At 53.9% G+C, this 17,213-nt stretch carries 18 protein-coding genes; 6 read left to right on the top strand and 12 right to left on the bottom strand.

The genetic code is table 11. The features are described 5' to 3' along the window. Positions 1 to 17 precede the first annotated feature (17 nt). The 6 genes from ACSBLW_RS13410 to ACSBLW_RS13385 all read right to left on the bottom strand — a co-directional run bounded on the left by ACSBLW_RS13410 (position 18) and on the right by ACSBLW_RS13385 (position 7,810). Positions 18 to 1,247: a class I SAM-dependent RNA methyltransferase gene (locus ACSBLW_RS13410; protein ID WP_435257120.1), complete on the bottom strand. Its 1,230-nt coding sequence runs from the start codon at positions 1,245 to 1,247 to the stop codon at positions 18 to 20. Beyond that, positions 1,244 to 3,094 carry an ABC transporter ATP-binding protein gene (locus tag ACSBLW_RS13405; protein WP_435257119.1) on the bottom strand — a complete coding sequence of 617 codons (1,851 nt, stop codon included), beginning with the start codon at positions 3,092 to 3,094 and terminating at the stop codon, positions 1,244 to 1,246. The genes ACSBLW_RS13410 and ACSBLW_RS13405 overlap by 4 nt, the downstream gene beginning before the upstream one ends. Continuing rightward, positions 3,091 to 4,935, bottom strand: a complete 1,845-nt coding sequence (locus ACSBLW_RS13400) for an ABC transporter ATP-binding protein (RefSeq protein WP_435257118.1) — start codon at positions 4,933 to 4,935, stop codon at positions 3,091 to 3,093. Before ACSBLW_RS13400 ends, ACSBLW_RS13405 begins: the two co-directional genes overlap by 4 nt. A 166-nt stretch (positions 4,936 to 5,101) precedes the next feature. Next, entirely contained in the window at positions 5,102 to 6,241 is a 1,140-nt protein-coding gene (locus tag ACSBLW_RS13395; RefSeq protein ID WP_435257117.1) for a CCA tRNA nucleotidyltransferase, read from the bottom strand. Then, positions 6,238 to 6,831, bottom strand: a complete 594-nt coding sequence (locus ACSBLW_RS13390) for a CoA pyrophosphatase (RefSeq protein WP_435257116.1) — start codon at positions 6,829 to 6,831, stop codon at positions 6,238 to 6,240. Before ACSBLW_RS13390 ends, ACSBLW_RS13395 begins: the two co-directional genes overlap by 4 nt. After that, positions 6,824 to 7,810: an Hsp33 family molecular chaperone HslO gene (locus tag ACSBLW_RS13385; protein WP_435257115.1), complete on the bottom strand. Its 987-nt coding sequence runs from the start codon at positions 7,808 to 7,810 to the stop codon at positions 6,824 to 6,826. Before ACSBLW_RS13385 ends, ACSBLW_RS13390 begins: the two co-directional genes overlap by 8 nt. Positions 7,811 to 7,888: 78 nt before the next feature. Here ACSBLW_RS13385 and ACSBLW_RS13380 point away from each other — a divergent pair, with 78 nt between their 5' ends. Next, positions 7,889 to 8,329: an NUDIX hydrolase gene (locus ACSBLW_RS13380; protein ID WP_435257114.1), complete on the top strand. Its 441-nt coding sequence runs from the start codon at positions 7,889 to 7,891 to the stop codon at positions 8,327 to 8,329. Here the strand turns inward: ACSBLW_RS13380 and ACSBLW_RS13375 are convergent. Further along, positions 8,319 to 9,533: a SpoIIE family protein phosphatase gene (locus ACSBLW_RS13375; RefSeq protein ID WP_435257113.1), complete on the bottom strand. Its 1,215-nt coding sequence runs from the start codon at positions 9,531 to 9,533 to the stop codon at positions 8,319 to 8,321. The two genes, ACSBLW_RS13380 and ACSBLW_RS13375, sit on opposite strands and share 11 nt — an antisense overlap. Before the next feature lie 260 nt (positions 9,534 to 9,793). Between ACSBLW_RS13375 and ACSBLW_RS13370 the strand changes: the two genes are divergently transcribed. Then, the gene (locus ACSBLW_RS13370) at positions 9,794 to 10,132 is read left to right on the top strand and encodes an Hpt domain-containing protein (RefSeq protein ID WP_435257112.1); all 339 of its coding nucleotides are present in this window, start codon (positions 9,794 to 9,796) and stop codon (positions 10,130 to 10,132) included. Here ACSBLW_RS13370 and ilvA read toward each other — a convergent pair. Next, complete coding sequence (ilvA, locus tag ACSBLW_RS13365) at positions 10,129 to 11,376, bottom strand: threonine ammonia-lyase IlvA (protein WP_435257111.1); 1,248 nt, start codon at positions 11,374 to 11,376, stop codon at positions 10,129 to 10,131. The two genes, ACSBLW_RS13370 and ilvA, sit on opposite strands and share 4 nt — an antisense overlap. 127 nt (positions 11,377 to 11,503) lie before the next feature. Beyond that, positions 11,504 to 11,827 carry a hypothetical protein gene (locus ACSBLW_RS13360; RefSeq protein ID WP_435257110.1) on the bottom strand — a complete coding sequence of 108 codons (324 nt, stop codon included), beginning with the start codon at positions 11,825 to 11,827 and terminating at the stop codon, positions 11,504 to 11,506. Positions 11,828 to 11,888: 61 nt separating this feature from the next. On the opposite strand from ACSBLW_RS13360, the gene ACSBLW_RS13355 reads away from it, so the two are divergent. Further along, a complete protein-coding gene (locus ACSBLW_RS13355) occupies positions 11,889 to 12,473 on the top strand; it encodes a hypothetical protein (protein ID WP_435257109.1) in 585 nt (194 codons plus the stop codon). A 108-nt stretch (positions 12,474 to 12,581) separates the two neighbouring features. Continuing rightward, on the top strand, positions 12,582 to 13,814 hold the full coding sequence (locus ACSBLW_RS13350; RefSeq protein WP_435257108.1) for an argininosuccinate synthase: 1,233 nt from the start codon (positions 12,582 to 12,584) through the stop codon (positions 13,812 to 13,814). Positions 13,815 to 13,868: 54 nt separating this feature from the next. Here ACSBLW_RS13350 and ACSBLW_RS13345 read toward each other — a convergent pair whose 3' ends face one another. Next, positions 13,869 to 14,216, bottom strand: coding sequence for a DUF7282 domain-containing protein (locus ACSBLW_RS13345; RefSeq protein WP_435260115.1), 348 nt, complete (start codon positions 14,214 to 14,216; stop codon positions 13,869 to 13,871). Between the two features lie 221 nt (positions 14,217 to 14,437). On the opposite strand from ACSBLW_RS13345, the gene ACSBLW_RS13340 reads away from it, so the two are divergent. Further along, positions 14,438 to 14,719, top strand: coding sequence for an SCP2 sterol-binding domain-containing protein (locus ACSBLW_RS13340; protein WP_435260114.1), 282 nt, complete (start codon positions 14,438 to 14,440; stop codon positions 14,717 to 14,719). Here ACSBLW_RS13340 and ACSBLW_RS13335 read toward each other — a convergent pair. Both ACSBLW_RS13335 and ACSBLW_RS13330 read right to left on the bottom strand, forming a co-directional pair. Beyond that, a complete protein-coding gene (locus ACSBLW_RS13335) occupies positions 14,716 to 15,432 on the bottom strand; it encodes an HAD family hydrolase (protein ID WP_435257107.1) in 717 nt (238 codons plus the stop codon). The two genes, ACSBLW_RS13340 and ACSBLW_RS13335, sit on opposite strands and share 4 nt — an antisense overlap. 45 nt (positions 15,433 to 15,477) lie before the next feature. After that, positions 15,478 to 16,380 carry a D-amino acid aminotransferase gene (locus ACSBLW_RS13330; protein ID WP_435257106.1) on the bottom strand — a complete coding sequence of 301 codons (903 nt, stop codon included), beginning with the start codon at positions 16,378 to 16,380 and terminating at the stop codon, positions 15,478 to 15,480. Positions 16,381 to 16,548: 168 nt separating this feature from the next. Between ACSBLW_RS13330 and msrA the strand changes: the two genes are divergently transcribed. After that, a complete protein-coding gene (msrA, locus tag ACSBLW_RS13325) occupies positions 16,549 to 17,169 on the top strand; it encodes a peptide-methionine (S)-S-oxide reductase MsrA (RefSeq protein WP_435260113.1) in 621 nt (206 codons plus the stop codon). The last annotated feature ends 44 nt before the right edge of the window (positions 17,170 to 17,213 follow it).

Below are 17,213 nucleotides of genomic sequence, written 5' to 3'. Positions count from 1 at the left end.
CTAGCCGTCAGCCCGCCTCACATATGGGCAAGGCGGAAACATCCGACAAGTTCAACATGCGACGACCAGCGAAACTGATCGACGACTTGGACCCATTCCAACCGATATCCGGCTCCAATCAGTGATTTAGCGTCGCGAGCAAATGTCGCCGGGTTACAGGAAACCATGGCGATGACAGGCACGCCCGACCCAGCAAGAGGCACAATCTGCGCCTCTGCACCGGCGCGCGGAGGGTCGATCACAACACCGGTCACATGCTTGAATTCATCCGCTTCCAAAGGTCGACGGAATAGATCGCGGGTCTCGACCGATACCCTTTTCAAGCCCTGCGTTTGCCGAGCGGCCTTATCAAGTGCCGCCATCATTTCTGCATCACCTTCAACGGCGTGGAGTTCAGCGCCTTCGGCAAGCGGCAATGCAAATGTTCCGCAACCCGCAAATAGATCAACGATTTTTTTCTGCGGACCGAGCGCTTCTTTTACAAGGGCCACAAGGCTCTTTTGTCCGTGTTCCGTAGCTTGCAAAAATGCGCCGGGAGGCGGGACCACCTTAGCCGACCCTATTTGTTGAACAGGGTTGGCACGCAGGGCAACGACCTCATCATCCCATTTCAGACGCGCAAATCCGAATGTCTCAACCACACGAGCCAGTTCCATCCGCAAAGGACCGTCAAGCGGCTTACCGCCATCAGCCACAACATCCGCGCCAGCGTCAGAACGGGTGACCGTGAAAGAAAGCTCTTGTGTGCGGGACCCCCCGATTTTGACCAGAGCCTCTATTCCAGGAATCGCCGCCATCAGATCGGAATGCAAAAGCTGACAATCTGGAATCGGGATAATGACGTCTGAACCGCGTGCATGAAAACCAATCAAAGCACCCGATTTCGTACGACGCGCAGCAAATGTGGCGCGTCGGCGGCTCCTGGGGGGCGAGGTGACAATCCCCCTGATTTCCGCCTCAAGCCCTTGACCTTCCAGCGCGCCGCGGACGATGCCAATCTTCCAATCAGCGACAAAGCTGTCGTTTGCGTGTTGCATCAAGCAACCGCCGCAGCTTTTTGCATGGGCGCAAGGTGGTTTGACCCGAGTTGCCGTCGGAGTCACGATGCGTACTTGCGTCAGACGATCGCCGCTGAGTTCGCCGTCGACCACTTCCCCCGGCAAAACAGCACTAACGAAAATGGGCCCGTTGGGGCCCTGCGCAACGCCATCACCCAAATGGCCCAGTCGTTCAATTGTCAGCTTCACTCTGCTGCTTCCTTTTCATCGGCACCGATGAACCCACCGGATTGACGGTTCCAATAGCGCGCATAAAGACCGCCGTGCGTCAGCAGGGCGTCATGTGTTCCCTGTTCGACGATCCGGCCTTCGTCAAGCACAACAATGCGGTCCATCGCGGCGATGGTTGAAAGTCGATGCGCAATGGCCAGAACCGTTTTGCCCTCCATCACGCGGCCAAGCGCCTCTTGAATGCTTGCTTCCACCTCAGAATCCAGTGCCGAAGTGGCTTCATCCAGAACCAGGATAGGGGCGTCTTTCAAGAAGGCCCGCGCAAGAGCAATACGTTGCCGCTGGCCTCCTGAGAGTTTTACCCCTCTCTCACCCAAGAAAGCATCATAGGCCTTATTTCCTTTGTGATCGACCATTTGTGAAATGAACCCGTCAGCCTCGGCAGCTTTCGCTGCCGCAACGATTTCTGCCTCACCAGCATCCGGTCGACCGTAGGCAATGTTGTCTCGCGCACTTCGATTGAACATAGCCGTTTCCTGCGTCACCATACCAATCTGACGTCGCAGGCTCTCTTGGGTGACGCTTCGGACATCTTGCCCATCGATAAGAACACGGCCTTTTTCACAATCGTAGAGCCTTAGAAGAAGGGCAACGAGTGTCGATTTCCCCGCACCAGACGCCCCAACAATTCCCAGCTTTTCTCCGGCTCGGATCGTAAGGTTCAGATCTTCAACTCCGCCCCTTCTGCGACCATAGGCAAAGCTTGCTGAGTCGAAGACGATTTCACCCATTGCAAAGTCGAGGTCTACCGCGCCTTCGATGTCTGCAAGCTGATGCGGAGCGGAAAGCGTGCGCATCCCGTCTTCGACTTCACCAACGGAAGTATAAATCGACATAAGGGTAAAGCTCACCCATCCCGACATTTGCGCGATGCGCATCGCAATCGCGCCAGACGCTGCGATTGCGCCCGCTGTTGCTTGTCCCTGCTGCCACAGCAAGACCGTTCCGCCAATCAATAGAACGGGCAAAACGCCAGCCAAAGTCATGAGCGAGAGGCGGAAAAAGGTCGAGATGACACCAAACTCTAGGCTTCGCTCTCGAAAAACCTCCATCGCCTTCAAAGCAACTTTGTCTTCAAACGCTGCGTGGGCAAAGAGTTTAACTGTCTTGATGTTGGTTATCGTGTCGACAACCTGACCCGTCACCATCGCCCGAGAACTTGCGCGCGCGGCAGAATTGACGCGAACACGCGGCATAAAGAAGCGGATCAGCAAGAGGTAGGCCACCAGCCAGACAGCCAAAGCCAAGGCGACGCGGTAATCAATGGCAACAAGGAAAACAACCGAGCCGACGACACTGGCCAAAGCAAAACAGACTGTGTTGATCACTTCCGTTGCAACATCAGTCACCGCCCGAGCGGCTTGCATCTGCTTTTGCGCGATGCGGCCCGCGAAGTCGTTGTCAAAAAACGTAACCGATTGGCCCAAAGTCCAACGGTGAAGGCGGCTGAGCACGAGCGGAAGGACATTCGGGCCGATGATGATGGAGTTTGAGGCCGATGATACGCCGAAGGAAAGAGGCCGAAGAATGAGGTAGAAAACCAAGAACCAGAGGATCAGTGTCCAGTGAGTGCTGAAAAAAGAGGAAGGGCCGGACACAACAGCTGCATCAATTACCCAGCCAAGGATCAAGGCGCTCACAACCTCGGTCGCACCTGCCAGAGCAGAAAGTGCGCCAGCAACCCAAAGCATCGGCCACGAACCTTTGAGACACCAACGAATAAAGGCACCAAGGCTTTGTGGAGGGGCGCCTTCGGCAGGACGAAAGGCGTCGATCGCATCTCCAAGCCTTTTCAGTAAGGTCACTCTGATGCCTCCTCGACCCCAATGAACCCGCCAGATTGACGGCTCCAGAAGCGTCTATATAGGCCATTGAGTGCCAAAAGCTCGGAATGAGTACCGCATTCTGCCACTTTGCCGTCCTCTAAAACGATGATCCGGTCCATTGCAGCTATGGTCGATAGGCGGTGTGCAATTGCGATCACAGTCTTTCCTTCCATAACGCCATAGAGCGCCTCTTGAATCGCAGCTTCTGCCTCGCTGTCCAACGCACTAGTGGCTTCATCCAGAATCAAGATCGCGGCATCTTTCAAAATGACGCGAGCAATCGCTACGCGCTGTCTTTGCCCCCCTGAAAGCTTGACCCCACGCTCGCCCACATGCGCATCATATCCGCGTCTTCCAGCAGGGTCTTCTAAAGTCAAAATGAAGTCATGCGCTTCGGCCTTTTTTGCAGCCAAGATCATCTCATCTTCTGTCGCGTCCGGTCGGCCGTATAAAATATTGTCCCGAACTGACCTGTGCAGCAGGGAACTGTCTTGTTGTACCATGCCGATATGACTGCGAAGACTGTCTTGGCTTACCTTGGCAATATCCTGACCATCAATCATGATGCGCCCCGCCTCGGCGTCATAGAAGCGCAGCATAAGCTTGACGAGCGTTGATTTTCCTGCGCCCGAACGCCCAACAACACCAATCTTCTCTCCGGGATGTACGATCAGCGAAACGGACTGCAGACCACCAGTTCCACGTCCGTAATGGTGACTGACGTTCTCAATCTCGATCAGGCCCTTTTCGATGGACAGTGGCCTTGCGTCGACTTCATCAACCAAACCGATTGGTTGGGTGATCGTTTCCATCCCTTCTTGAACAATACCGAGGGCCTGCACCAACGATGTAAACGCCCACATGATCCAATAGGTCATGTTGTTCAGTCTCAGCACCAAAGTCGTCGCCGCAGCAACGGTGCCAAGACTGGCTTGACCAACATGCCACAACCAGATTGCCCAAGCCGTCACCGAAACAATCAACATCCCGTTCAGCAGGGTTAGTGCAAGATCCATCTTGGTGACGATCCGCATCTCTTGGGCGAAGGTCTGTCGCGCATGCTCAATTGACTCCTTCGCATAGGCCAATTCACGATCGTGATGCGCAAAGAGTTTGACCGAGTGAATGTTGGAATAGGCATCGACCACCCGGGCCGTTACCGCCGAACGCGCATCTGACGACATCTTTGAAGCCGGACCTGCACGAACCACCGTCCATTTGACCAAAGCTACATACAGCGCAAACCAAAGGATCAGGGGAAGCAAAAGTCTTGGATCCGCTTCGGCCAGCATGATCCCAGCACCAACTACGGTCACACTGGCAAAAGCCATCGCATCAAAAGCCTGAAAGACCGCATCGCCCGCCGCAGGCGGTGTTTGCATGATGCGATTTGCTATCCTGCCCGCGAAATCGCTTTCAAACCAACCAACCGGTTGACGGATCACATGGGAATGCGCGCGCCACCGGATCATTGTCCCAAAGTTTGGAAGGATCGTATTGTGCAGCAGCGCAACATTGCCCACCAACAGAAGCGGGCGAAGAAGTAGGACAGCAAGCCCGACACCAACGAGTTCGTTTCCGTACAAGTCCCAAGCTTGCTGAGGGCCATTCTCGGACAAGAGATCTACTAGGCGTCCCACATACCAGATAAGGGCGACATCTGCGAAAGCAGAAATTACAGACAACAGACCTGTGACCGCAAAAACTTTGCGAAACGGAAGAACGTATTCCTTTAGAAAAGGCCAAAGACGTCGCGGTGGTGCATCAGAAACTGGATAGGATTGATAGGGGTCAACAAGTGTCTCAAAGAAACGGAACATGAAAAGCGCCTCTCGATCGCGCTGGGCAGCATAAGATAAAAATCAGGACGGAAAACAGACCGTCCAAGCGGAACCGGACCTGTCAATAGATGGGTCTTAGGGCTCCAATATCCATGCTATGCTCCTTCATGTTGCCAGACACCGTTACCCTATTCGTCCGCGATTGTCACCCGACAAGATCAGCTCGAGACAGCAGGAACCCTGAGGCAATCCACCTCCGCTCAAGCCTTTTTAGTTCTCTACCAAGATTTGCGCCTGAAAGCCCCGGTAGATCGGCAGCTTTCACTGGAAATACCGCGGCGGCGCCCTTTTGCAACTCTGTAACGCCAACGACAGGTGTCTCTAGAAATGCAGCGCGGAGCAACAAGGCGGTTAATCCATCTTCCTGACCCAATTGGTAACCCAACTCACCAGGAGAAGCTAAAGACCCTGCCGCATCCCGAAGTCTCAGCCAGTTGCGGGTTTCGGATCGGCTTAATCGCAGAGCATCATCCGGAGCCTCTCCACCCAAGGCAACCAAACGCGCGATGACATTCGCAGAGTGAGAGTTCTGCTCACACAGGTCCAAGAACGGTCCCAGCGCCTTTGGGTTAGCACCGGGCAATACCCGCGCAAGTACACCAGCAACGGCCATGATCGAAACGGACGGAACAGGGTTTGGTGCGAGCAAGAGTTTGCGCATTTCCGCGCCCACCCTTTCCTTGGAAAGTGTCTCTATTCCAGCGGAGTATTCAGCACAGGCAGCCAAGCCCGCGGGATCAATCCCTTGGTCTTCGCGGCCGTAATAGGCATGAAAACGAAAGAAGCGCAGGATCCTTAGGTAATCTTCTTGAATTCGCTCGCTTGCGTTTCCGACGAACCTCACTTGGCGCGCGATCAGATCCGGCAGGCCATTAAGCGGGTCAATCAAGATCCCCGTTCGATCTGCATAAAGCGCATTCATCGTAAAATCACGGCGAGCAGCATCGTCTTCGATATGGGTCGAGAATGCCACAATTGCGCGACGACCATCAGTCTCCACATCCCGGCGAAATGTTGTCACTTCATGCGGGCGGCCTTCTGCTATGACCGTCACCGTGCCATGCTCGATCCCTGTAGGAACAACCTTAAAGCCCGCTTTCTCGGCAATCAGAGTGACGGTTTCTGGAAGGGCGTCAGTAGCAATGTCGACGTCATTGACAGTCTCGCCCAGTATCGCGTTTCGAACACATCCGCCAACAAAAAGCGCTTTGTAACCTGCAACTTCCATCGCCATGCAAAGCGCTTGTGTCCCGGGATGTTCAAGCCAGTTGCCGTCGACTTTCATGCTCCTGTTCTTTCCGCCATTCCTCGCAAAATACGCGCTGTTGCCCCCCAGATATAATAAGGTCCGTAGGGCACCGCGTAATACCTGCGCCATTGACCAAGCCACCGGCGACGTTCGACGACGAATTTTTCCTTATCTAGCACATGCGCCAATGGAACAGTGAAGACTTCGCCCACTTCCCCGACCTCAGGCACCGGATCGAATGCTCCTCTGACTACGCCTAAGACTGGTGTTATCGAAAAGGCAGTTACAGTTTCATGTGTCGGCAAGAACCCAACGATCTCCACTTGCGAACTTGGCAGGCCAATCTCTTCCCGTGCCTCTCTCAATGCAGCCGCTTCGGCGGAGGCATCGGTGGCGTCTATCTTTCCGCCCGGAAACGCGATTTGACCTGGGTGATGTTTAAGATGCGAGGCCCGTTTTGTAAGAACTACCCGGGCGCCCTCTGGCTGCAACCAGATCGGAATTAAGACCGCTGCCGGGCGAAGGGTTCGTCCTTCTGGCAGCTTCACACCCGGATTAAGGTCAAAGTCCGACGATTCGCCTGCCGGTCGCTTTATAGCTTCCAGCAGGCGATCAAGCTCAGTCATTCTTGGCCTCAAAGCCCAAGGTACCTGGCTCCAATTCGTAGTGTGCACCACAGAACTGGCAGTCCGCTGTCACCATTCCATTAGGAGCAAGCATCTTTGAGATGTCTTTCTGCGAATAGATCGACATCGTGTTCCGCACTTTTTCTTCCGAACATGAGCATCCAAACCGAACCGGCTGTGCATCAAAAACGCGTGGAGCCTCTTCGTGGAACAAGCGTATCAAAAGCTCTGACGGGGAAACCTGAGGACCGATCAACTCCAGCTCTTCAACCGTATTCAGAAGCACATTGGCGCGATTCCAGTTCTCGCCTTCATTGCCCGACAGAATGTCGATATGGCTCAGCAGACCACCTTCTCCAGATCCAACTTCTGCAGCCACACCGCCACCGGCTCTCGGCATATGCTGCAGCATGATACCGCCACCCCGCCAGTGGGATGGGCGGCCAGGCTCCGAACTTTGACCAAAGCTAAGCGCAAATCGAGTTGGGATTTGCTCTGACTGGGCAAAATATGTCTCTGCACAGGCCGAAAGCGATCCACCTGCGATCGGCGTGAAGCCCTGATAGGGCAGCATATCCTGTCCCTGATCCAGCATTACAGCAAAGTAACCTTCCCCGATTTGGTCATAGCCAGAGGATGTTTCATCAAGGCGTTCTGCGTCATAGCTGGCATAGGCACGAATTCTGGCCGGCCCGCCTTCGGTTTCCGGTCCGTAGTAATCCGTCGCGATCAAACGCGCGGCACCCTTTCCACGCACCTGAAGGCTAAGCTTCCACCGAAGCTTGATGCTTTGACCAATGAGGGCCGTAAGAAGAGCCATTTCCGCAACAAGCGCTTCAATCGGTTGCGGATAACTGTGTTGTTTCAGCACTTGTTCCAGAACGCCATCCAAACGCGCGACACGGCCGCGGATATCAGAACGGTCAAGCTGAAACGGAAGGACGGTATCGTCCCAGGCGATTTTGGAACCGGACATCATGGGATTTCCTTAGAGAGCCAATCTTGGCATACCGTGCCTATATAGGCAGAGCAACCTCAGGACCAAGGGGCAGGTGTTATGCGTCGATACGGCGAGTCGGTCAAACGAGGGCAGATCTACCGGCCGAGGCCGGGCGTTTACGCCGTGGTCTTGGAAGGTTCAACCCTTTTGGCAACACATCAAGCAGAGCCCAAACCAGAATATCAACTGCCCGGTGGCGGGATAGATCGAGGTGAACAGCCAATCGCAGCTTTGCACCGAGAGGTTCTTGAAGAGACCGGTTGGCGAATCCAGATCGACCGGCATCTTGGGGCATTCCGCCGGTTTACTTATATGCCAGAATACAACAAATGGGCCGAGAAGATCTGCTCAATATACTTGGCGCGGCCAGTTTTGCAGATTGGGCCCCCGACTGAACCAGGGCACCGCGCAATCTGGATGCCAGTAGAACTGGGACTGACACTGCTTGGCAATGTTGGGGATAGGGCATTCTTAGGCAAAGCATTGGCTAAGCGCTAGACGGGCCCAAATAGTCGAACAGCAAACCTGACACATCGTCCGGAAAATCTTCCGATCCATAATGCGCCGCCAACTGCCAAGTGAGAGCCTCTAAAAGTTGCCCACTTGTCATGTGTTTTTTGCGTCGAAGGATATCAATCAAACCATCATCACCAAGCTCCTCTCCACCTGGCGTCGGACATTCGACGATACCATCCGTCATCAGAAACAGCCGATCGCCGGGGCTCAGCCTGAAATCAACGCCCTCAAAACTTGCTTCCTCAAGCAATCCAATCGGCATTCCACCCGAACCGAGCCGATCCATTGTTCCGTCAGCGCGTAGGACCACCGGATGAGGGTGGCCAGCCTGCACAAGCCTGCCCTTTCCGTTTAGAAGATCAATCTGAGCATAGACCATGGTCATATATTGATCGACACGAAGATCATCCAAAATCACCTTGTTAAAGCGGGCCGCCACTTCCTCGGGTGCCCATGTCTCCCGCCGCGCATGGCTGGAAAGAACAAGTGAAGCATTTCGCTCTGGTGCGGCACCAGACAACAGCCCGGCGAGGCGTGCAGACAACATAGCCGAAGCAACGCCGTGGCCTGATACATCTATCGAGTACAAAATGACGGAGCTTGTGTTGATCCGAAACCAGCCAACCAGATCTCCGCCGACATGCCCCGACGATCGGAACAAGATCGACACATCACCACCGGGGACAGAGGCACGACGTTCGCGCATGAAGGTTTGTTGTACCGATCGCGCGTGAATCAAATCGCGATCAAGGGCATCATGAACCTTTTGAAGTTCGGTCAAGGTCGATCCCAATAGGCGATTCTTTTGTAAAAGTTCGCGCTGCATACCAACGATGCGTTCGCCTGCACGCAGTCTGGCGCGAAGCTCGTCCGGCGCGACTGGTTTTGTAAGGAAGTCGTCAGCGCCAGCTTCTAGGCCATCTGCCACCTCCGCCTTTTCGGATTTGGAGGTCAGAAGAATAAAGTAAGCATATGAATCCTGCGCAAGCGCCCGCAAAGCTCGGCAAAATTCCAAGCCTGTCATTCCGTCCATCATCCAGTCTGACAGAATGATATCAAACCGCTGAGCCGAGCATGCCAGAAGCGCCTCTTCCCCGGACCCTGCTTCTGTGACGTGGTAACCCCACCGACTCATGATTCTCGAAATCATGCGCCTTTGCGCTTTACTGTCATCAACAACCAGCATTGAAAGCTCTGCTGTCTGCGACGTTTCCTGCTGAGTATTCTGTTGCGCGCAAAGTGGCATCATATCCGGTTCTTTCCTGCTTGCGCACAGTTGAACCGCAAATGTCTTCACGAATTCTCAAAAGAAAAATTGTTCATAATCGCCCGGATTTAGGCGCAGATGGGTCAGGATTTTGCTTTCCAGCAGGTCGATCTTACTTGGATCAATCTGGGTTCGACCAGTGCAGCTTTCACTTCCAGCAGCCTGTCGAGGATCAAGGAATGAATAGTATGGTTGACTGGAGCAGGGTGAAGGACCTTCGATCTGAGGTTGGGTCGGACGATTTCGAAGAAGTAATAGCCATGTTTCTTGAGGAAACAGATGCTGTGATTGCGGGGATCACCAAGGCGAAGTCTACCAAATCCTTGGAAAGTGAGCTTCACTTCCTAAAGGGCAGCGCATTGAACATCGGCTTGGCTAGTTTTGCGCGTCTTTGCCAGCAGGGCGAGAAGGCTGCGTCGTCAGGCATTCTGAGTGTTGATTTGGACGAAATAGTCCAAGCATACTGGCGGTCTCGGAATGACCTTCTTGCGCAGCTTTCGTCTCAGGTTGCGGCCTAGATAAGAAATTCAGACAAGACGCCATCATTCGTTATGTCGCGGTAGGGAAAGGCTGCTTCATCAAGTTTGGCGAAAAGTATCGTGAAATTTTCGGACCGCTTGGTTTCGATCCCAATCAGAACTGACCCAAAATTTCGCGCCGACTTCTTGAGGTATTCAAATCTGGCGATGTCGTCATCAGGACCCAACATCTCAAGGAAATCTCGCAATGCGCCCGGTCGCTGAGGCATGCGAAGTATGAAATACTTTTTCAGTCCAGCAAAACGTTGGGCTCGCTCTTTGACCTCCGGCAGGCGTTCAAAATCAAAATTGCCACCCGACGTGATGCAAACGACCGTTTTCCCCCGTATGCTATCGGCAATTTCGGGCAAGACGTCGAGTGACAGGGCACCGGCGGGTTCCAGCACGATTCCCTCAACGTTCAGCATTTCCAACATCGTGATACAAATTCTGTCTTCTGGTGCCAAAAGCACATGCGATGGATTGACCCAATCAAGCATACGATAGGTTTTGTCGCCCAGACGCGCGACGGCCGCGCCGTCAACGAAACTGTTTACCTGGCCCAAAGTTTCCGGATGCCCCGCCCTCAACGCAGCCCGAAGAGATGCGCCGCCCAAGGGTTCGACAAAACGGAAAGCGATTTTTGGATCTACCTCCCTCAGATAAGCCGTAACCCCGGAAGCAAGCCCACCACCACCAACCGGAAGAACAACGAAATCAGGACTTTTCCCAAGTTGATCCATCAGCTCTACAGCCACAGAAGCTTGGCCCAAAATGACATCGGTATCGTCAAAGGGCGAAAGGAAATGGGCACCTTTCGTGGCGCAGAACTCTTTGGCTGCGGAGAGTGTTTGGTCGAAGTAATCTCCCGTTAAAACAATCTCTACATGTGAGGCTCCGAACATCCGCGTCTTGTCAATCTTTTGCTGCGGCGTCGTCACGGGCATAAAGATAGTACCCTGAACGCCAAAGTGACGGCAGGCAAACGCAACACCCTGCGCATGGTTTCCAGCGCTGGCGCAGACAAAACGGGACTGCGCTGGATTAGCCTCAAGATGCTTTCGCATCGCCGTAAAGGCTCCGCGAAGTTTGTAACTGCGAACTGGAGATAGATCTTCCCGCTTTAGCCATATGTCCGCATCGTACTTTTGCGACAGATGATCATTCCGCTGAAGCGGCGTTGCATCGAACACGCTTCTTAGCGCTTCTGCTGCTGCTTTCGCCGCCCGAATCGTCTCTTTCATTTGAATCCTCACAAAGGACCAAGGCTGACCCTTACGGCCGACACAATTTGGACATTTTTTTGAACGCCTCTACATCCAACCTCTGTCCATCCCGACATCTTTGATAATCGAAAGAGGGCAAGATGTTCTACTCAAAGTTGGCCATTGCCGTTCTTGGCGTTGCCTCGCTGGTATTTGGGCCTGCCGCGACAATCATTGGTGGTTTTGGCGCACCTACTGCATATGCGAAGGGTGGAAATGGTGGCGGCAATGGAGGAGGAGGTGGTGGTGGCAGCGATGCTTCCTCATCGAAATCTGATCGCTCCTCGGGCAAAGATAAGGCTTCCCGCAGCAATAGCGGATCAAAATCAAGTACAAAGAAGCAGGCCGGAAAGTCGACAAAGGCAACTGGAGGTTCATCCAGCAAGAAGTCTAAATCGACTAATTCAACCACGAAGACCGCTAAATCCACAAAATCTAAGGCTCAGCCTAAGGCAGCGGAGGTCCGTCCAAAGGCGCGCGACCTTGGCAACATGAACGGCGCATTGCACGCCAACATCAATGCCGTTCTTGCACATATTCGGAACGGCAATCTCAATGGACCTGTTGGACTTCTGGCTGGCCTTGCCATTGCAGACAGCGCTGCAGCAACGGCTCAGGCAAAAGCCATCGCCTTGGCAAATCTGGCGGACGCGCACGATGCCCTTAGCGCCGGTCTTTCCGAATTAGGCTTTGACTCGGTTTCGGAATACCTCGCAGCGGTTGAAGCAGGTGACGTTAAAGAGGCAGATATTGCGCGCGTATCGGGCCTGATCGATGCGGCCGGCGGTCTAAATCCTGACGGAACCGAACTTGCCACGACCCGACCCACGGACGAGGAACTGACGGCGGCAGAAACGGCTGTGGCAGAAGGCCGGACGGGCGTTAGAGAAGCCGAGCAGGCTATCATTGATGCTTGGAACAAAGAGGGCGATGAAGCGACTTTACTCGCGTCGCTCCGGGAACGCCTTGTCGGAAATGAAGCAGAGATTGCAGCAGCCATTGCCGACGCCGAGGCCAGAGCTGAGGCAACAGAGACCGCCGAAACCGATCAATCTGAAGACCCTGCAGACCTCTGAACAAATCTTTTCTTCAAGGGCAGGGCGCTTTGCTGTCGCACTGCCCTTGCCCGCATGGCGAAAAGACAATATTGGCTGCGGCCAATGACGTTCAGGAGAGGCCTTGCCATGTCCGCGCCCAAAAAAGTCGTCCTTGCCTATTCCGGCGGTCTCGATACCTCGATCATCCTAAAATGGCTGCAAACCGAATACGGTTGCGAAGTCATCACCTTCACCGCCGATCTTGGCCAAGGTGAAGAACTTGAACCGGCCCGCAAAAAAGCCGAGCTTCTTGGCATCAAGCCAGAGAATATCCACATCGTGGACGTCCGCGAAGAATTTGTACGCGATTTTGTATTCCCGATGTTCCGCGCCAACGCCGTGTATGAAGGCCTTTATCTTCTCGGCACCTCGATCGCACGTCCGTTGATCTCAAAGCATCTTGTGGAAATCGCCCATAAGCACGGTGCCGATGCAGTGGCACATGGTGCTACTGGCAAAGGCAACGATCAGGTGCGTTTCGAACTTTCGGCCTACGCACTTGACCCGTCGATCCGCGTGATCGCTCCTTGGCGTGAATGGGATTTAACAAGCCGCACGAAGCTGATCGAGTTTGCAGAAGCTAACCAGATTCCGATCGCCAAGGACAAGCGTGGTGAGGCTCCGTTCTCGGTTGACGCGAACCTTCTTCACACTTCGTCCGAAGGCAAAGCCTTGGAAAACCCGGCCGAAGAAGCGCCCGACTACGTCTATCAGCGGACCGTTTCGCCCGAGGAAGCGCCAAACACTCCCGAATATATCGAAGTGACCTTTGAAAAGGGCGATGCTGTCGCAATCAATGGCGCGGCGATGAGCCCAGCCACCATCCTGACCAAGCTTAACGAACTTGGCGGCAAACATGGGATTGGGCGACTGGATTTCGTTGAAAACCGATTCGTCGGCATGAAGTCGCGGGGCATCTATGAAACCCCCGGCGGCACCGTGCTGCTGGAAGCTCATCGTGGCATCGAACAGATCACGCTTGATGCCGGTGCTGGCCATCTGAAAGATAGCCTGATGCCGCGCTATGCCGAACTTATCTATAATGGCTTCTGGTTCTCACCAGAGCGAGAGATGCTTCAGGCGCTGATCGACAAGAGTCAGGAAAACGTGACCGGCACTGTTCGGCTGAAGCTTTACAAGGGCTCAGTGAACTGCGTGGGCCGTTGGTCTGATCATTCGCTGTATTCCGAAAAGCACGTCACCTTTGAAGAAGATGCCGGTGCCTACGATCAGAAGGATGCAGCCGGGTTCATTCGCCTGAACGCGCTGCGACTGAAACTGATCGCTACCCGCAATGCTCGCGTGGCAAAGAACGGCTAAATTGGCCTAATATTTAGATTATTAAGGCGCGGCCCAATAGGCCGCGCCTTTCCATTACTTTGCCGTAATGACGGTCATGATCAAGTTGCCGTCGACCCGAATAGGTCCGTCTTCCTTGGCGCCCAGCGTATATTCAAAGACGCCCGTTGATACGCCGCCCGCCTCGCCGTGGACCATCAGCATGAGCATTTCGCCCGGTTGTACAGCTTCCTGTAGAATTGCGACGACATCCTTGTTCTCGCCGGCACGAAGCGGTGCATAGCCAACAACAGGACCTGGCTTCATTTCTGCATCGGTACGATGCACCACCATCCAACCATTCGCGTCAGCCATCACACTGTCTGCTGTGACGGTGCCGCCAGAAAGATCTTGATCCATGACGCGAACCTTATCCGAGGTCATCGCCCCCGCAGCCGTCGACATCAGAATGAAGCTCGCAAAAATTGCAGTTGTTTTCATAGCATTTCTCCCGATTTCTATCACAGACCGTCCGTGTCTGTCGGTGATCTTACGAAGCGCTGACTTCAAAAGTTTCAGCCTCACCGGAAAAAAGCGACGTAACGATCTTGTTGCGGGAAATCATGCGCGATGCATTGTGGCACCATTCCAATATGGAGAGGGAAATGCTGGACAAGATTGCCACCGATATTCGCAAAGTGCTTGAGACAAAAAGTTTTAGCGGAAGTCTTAAGTTCGACTGCGGAGAAGATGGAGTTATTGTCTTGGCTGATGGTACGGCCACGACCAGAGATCGCGAGACAGATTGCACCCTTAAGCTCTCTACAGAAAACCTCGTCAGTCTACTCGAAGGCAAATTGAACCCGATGGTGGCGATGGCCACCGGAAAACTAAAGCTTTCCGGCAATCCTGCCATCGCCATGGGGTTGGCAAAGCTTTTGGCCTAAAGTCGGTAAGCGGCCAGTTTTTCGTAGTAGGTAAAAGCCTGATTTGCCAAGTCCTGATCATGTCCTGACAGGACAGGAAGCGGCCCCTCGGGTTCGTCAATCCCGGTGCTGGCATGAACCGCGTTGTACCAATGCAGCGCCCAGACCCCGTCATACGGCTTTGGTCCGGCGGGCCAGCGCAACATAGCGTCTACAAAGGGGATGCCCAGCGCCGCACAGAGCAACGAGAGCTTTTCACGCGGGTTTTCGCGAATATCTGCACTGTCGATGACGAGAGGGCGTTTGCCCGTAAAATCCGTGACCTGATCAAAAAGCTCCGCCTGTTGGACAAAGCCGATATCGGCCAGTGTCGGGCTCTCACGCTTGCGCGAATAACTGGCGATGACTCGCGCCGGATGGCGGATCAGAAAGACGTTCGTCAATTTCCGAATAAAGCTGCGATCAAATGCCGGGACCATGTGAAGAGTCATGTGTTTTTGATAAAACAGTGTCTGCGACTGCGGAATAGGTCCCAAGCAGGCTCTCGCTACCTTGTCAGGATCAGTTTCTCCAGCGGCGATAATTTCTGCGGCCATCGGGTGATTAATTTCTGTCGCCTTAAGATAGGCAGCATAGAATGGTTCATCCCAGACCGCGCAATCACCACGCGCGGCAAACGCGTACATCATGGCGGTGGACAGATTGCGTGGGCCGGACCACATGGCGATGCGCATCGGTTTTCCTGTCTTGGCTAGGGGTATTTATCCGACGGATGAAGTTCATGCCCCCACAAGGGACTTATAAAGTCCGCGAAGGCGTTCGGTCATGGGGCCCATTTGGCCTGTGCCGATTTGGCGGCCGTCGATCATTCCAACCGGTGTTTGCGCTCCAAAGGTGCCGGTGAGAAAAGCCTCATCTGCGGAATAGGTGTCAACAAGCGAGAAATTGCGCTCAAAAACCGGAATATCATTGGCACGGCAGAGGTCAATCACCTTCTGTCGCGTGATTCCATTCATGCAGTAATCACCCGTCGAGGTCCAAACCTGACCCTTTCGGACGATGAAGAAATTGCAGGCATTGGTCGTATTAACGAAGCCATGCACATCAAGCATGAGCGCCTCATCTGCACCGGCTTTTTCGGCCGCGATGCAGGCAAGGATGCAATTAAGCTTGGAATGGCTGTTCAGTTTTGGATCTTGCGTCATCGGCAGGCCACGCAGATGCGGAACGGTTGCCAACCGGATCGGACGTGGGATTTTTGACCGACTATGTTCCATGATAATCACCACGGTCGGTCCTTGTTGGCTAAGCTTAGGATGCTGGAAAGGCCTTGTCTTGATGCCTCTTGTTACCATCAGGCGGCAATGGGCGTCCGTTGTCATGTTATTGGCTTTTTGTGTCTCTAACACTGCCGAAATGACTTCGTCACGGGTAAGCCCGATGTCGAGGTCAATCGCTTTTGCGGCCTCGAACAGTCGGTCCATATGTTCGTCGATAAACGACCAACGGTTATTGTAAAGGCGGATGCCCTCCCAGACGCCATCGCCCAGCATAAAGCCGGAATCATAAACGCTGACCAGCGCCTGAGCCTTTGGTTTCAGCGCGCCATTCACCCAGATCAGGATCTGGTCATTGCGGGCATCTTCTTCAGACTGGTGGGTTGAGACGTGTTCTGTTGCCATTTTTCTTCCCTGTTTGGCGTAACGCTATGCGGGCAGCGCGCGAAGGGAAAGAGGCGGAATGCTTGGCTTTCACCAGTTGGTGAGGTCACAGGACGGTGAATAGACGGAAAGGGTGGGCGCATGTTGAGGTTTGTCGGAAATGACGTGGGTATGAAAATGTTTCGAATGATGACGATGGTGGCGGGGATCTTGGTTCTTGTGCTGATTGCCGCGGTTCGCCCAAGTCATGCCGCTACTGAAACGGCGATTGTAGCGGGCGGTTGCTTTTGGTGTGTAGAGTCAGATTTTGAATCGGTGCCAGGAGTGAAATCGGTGGTCTCCGGTTATACTGGCGGGAAATCACAGAACCCTACCTACAAAGATCACGAAGGACACTTGGAGGCGGTGAAGATCACCTTCGATAATGCCAGCATTTCTTATGCCGAGATCCTGCGTTTGTTCCTGCGGTCTGTAGATGTGACAGACGCTGGCGGGCAGTTTTGTGATCGCGGAAACAGCTACAAGACAGCAATATTCGTCTCTAACGCTGCACAAAAGGCAGCAGCGGAGGCTGCAGTTGGAGAGGCAGAGGCCGCCCTTGGACGGAAAGTTGTGACACCAGTACGGAACGCTGGAAAGTTCTGGGAGGCTGAAGCCTACCATCAGGATTACTATCGCAGCACCGAGATTGTTCTGACACGAGCCGGGCCAAAGCAGAAGAAGAATGCCTATAAGTTTTATCGCAAAGCCTGTGGACGAGACGCGCGTGTGAAAGATTTGTGGGGCAAAGCAGCGGCTTTCGCCCATTGAATTAATGGGTCCGCCGGTCAGGCGAACCCTCTGCATTCTTTAGT

Origin of the sequence: Thioclava sp. FR2 (assembly GCF_051200875.1) — a bacterium.
In the GTDB taxonomy this organism is placed as follows: Bacteria; Pseudomonadota; Alphaproteobacteria; order Rhodobacterales; family Rhodobacteraceae; genus Pseudotabrizicola.
The sequence above is the reverse complement of the archived record's forward strand: the minus strand, read 5'-3'. Positions and strand labels throughout refer to the sequence as shown.

Excerpts from the sequence above, each read along its gene's own strand:
- msrA (WP_435260113.1), top strand. The coding sequence starts at position 16,549 with ATGACGATGGTGGCGGGGATCTTGGTTCTTGTGCTGATTGCCGCGGTT.
- ACSBLW_RS13370 (WP_435257112.1), top strand. The coding sequence starts at position 9,794 with ATGAATAGTATGGTTGACTGGAGCAGGGTGAAGGACCTTCGATCTGAG.
- ACSBLW_RS13395 (WP_435257117.1), bottom strand. The coding sequence starts at position 6,241 with ATGAAAGTCGACGGCAACTGGCTTGAACATCCCGGGACACAAGCGCTT.
- ACSBLW_RS13350 (WP_435257108.1), top strand. The coding sequence starts at position 12,582 with ATGTCCGCGCCCAAAAAAGTCGTCCTTGCCTATTCCGGCGGTCTCGAT.
- ACSBLW_RS13345 (WP_435260115.1), bottom strand. The coding sequence starts at position 14,216 with ATGACCTCGGATAAGGTTCGCGTCATGGATCAAGATCTTTCTGGCGGC.
- ACSBLW_RS13375 (WP_435257113.1), bottom strand. The coding sequence starts at position 9,533 with ATGCTGGTTGTTGATGACAGTAAAGCGCAAAGGCGCATGATTTCGAGA.
- ACSBLW_RS13380 (WP_435257114.1), top strand. The coding sequence starts at position 7,889 with ATGCGTCGATACGGCGAGTCGGTCAAACGAGGGCAGATCTACCGGCCG.
- ilvA (WP_435257111.1), bottom strand. The coding sequence starts at position 11,376 with ATGAAAGAGACGATTCGGGCGGCGAAAGCAGCAGCAGAAGCGCTAAGA.
- ACSBLW_RS13330 (WP_435257106.1), bottom strand. The coding sequence starts at position 16,380 with ATGGCAACAGAACACGTCTCAACCCACCAGTCTGAAGAAGATGCCCGC.
- ACSBLW_RS13385 (WP_435257115.1), bottom strand. The coding sequence starts at position 7,810 with ATGATGTCCGGTTCCAAAATCGCCTGGGACGATACCGTCCTTCCGTTT.
- ACSBLW_RS13390 (WP_435257116.1), bottom strand. The coding sequence starts at position 6,831 with ATGACTGAGCTTGATCGCCTGCTGGAAGCTATAAAGCGACCGGCAGGC.
- ACSBLW_RS13355 (WP_435257109.1), top strand. The coding sequence starts at position 11,889 with ATGAACGGCGCATTGCACGCCAACATCAATGCCGTTCTTGCACATATT.
- ACSBLW_RS13335 (WP_435257107.1), bottom strand. The coding sequence starts at position 15,432 with ATGCGCATCGCCATGTGGTCCGGCCCACGCAATCTGTCCACCGCCATG.
- ACSBLW_RS13340 (WP_435260114.1), top strand. The coding sequence starts at position 14,438 with ATGCTGGACAAGATTGCCACCGATATTCGCAAAGTGCTTGAGACAAAA.
- ACSBLW_RS13400 (WP_435257118.1), bottom strand. The coding sequence starts at position 4,935 with ATGTTCCGTTTCTTTGAGACACTTGTTGACCCCTATCAATCCTATCCA.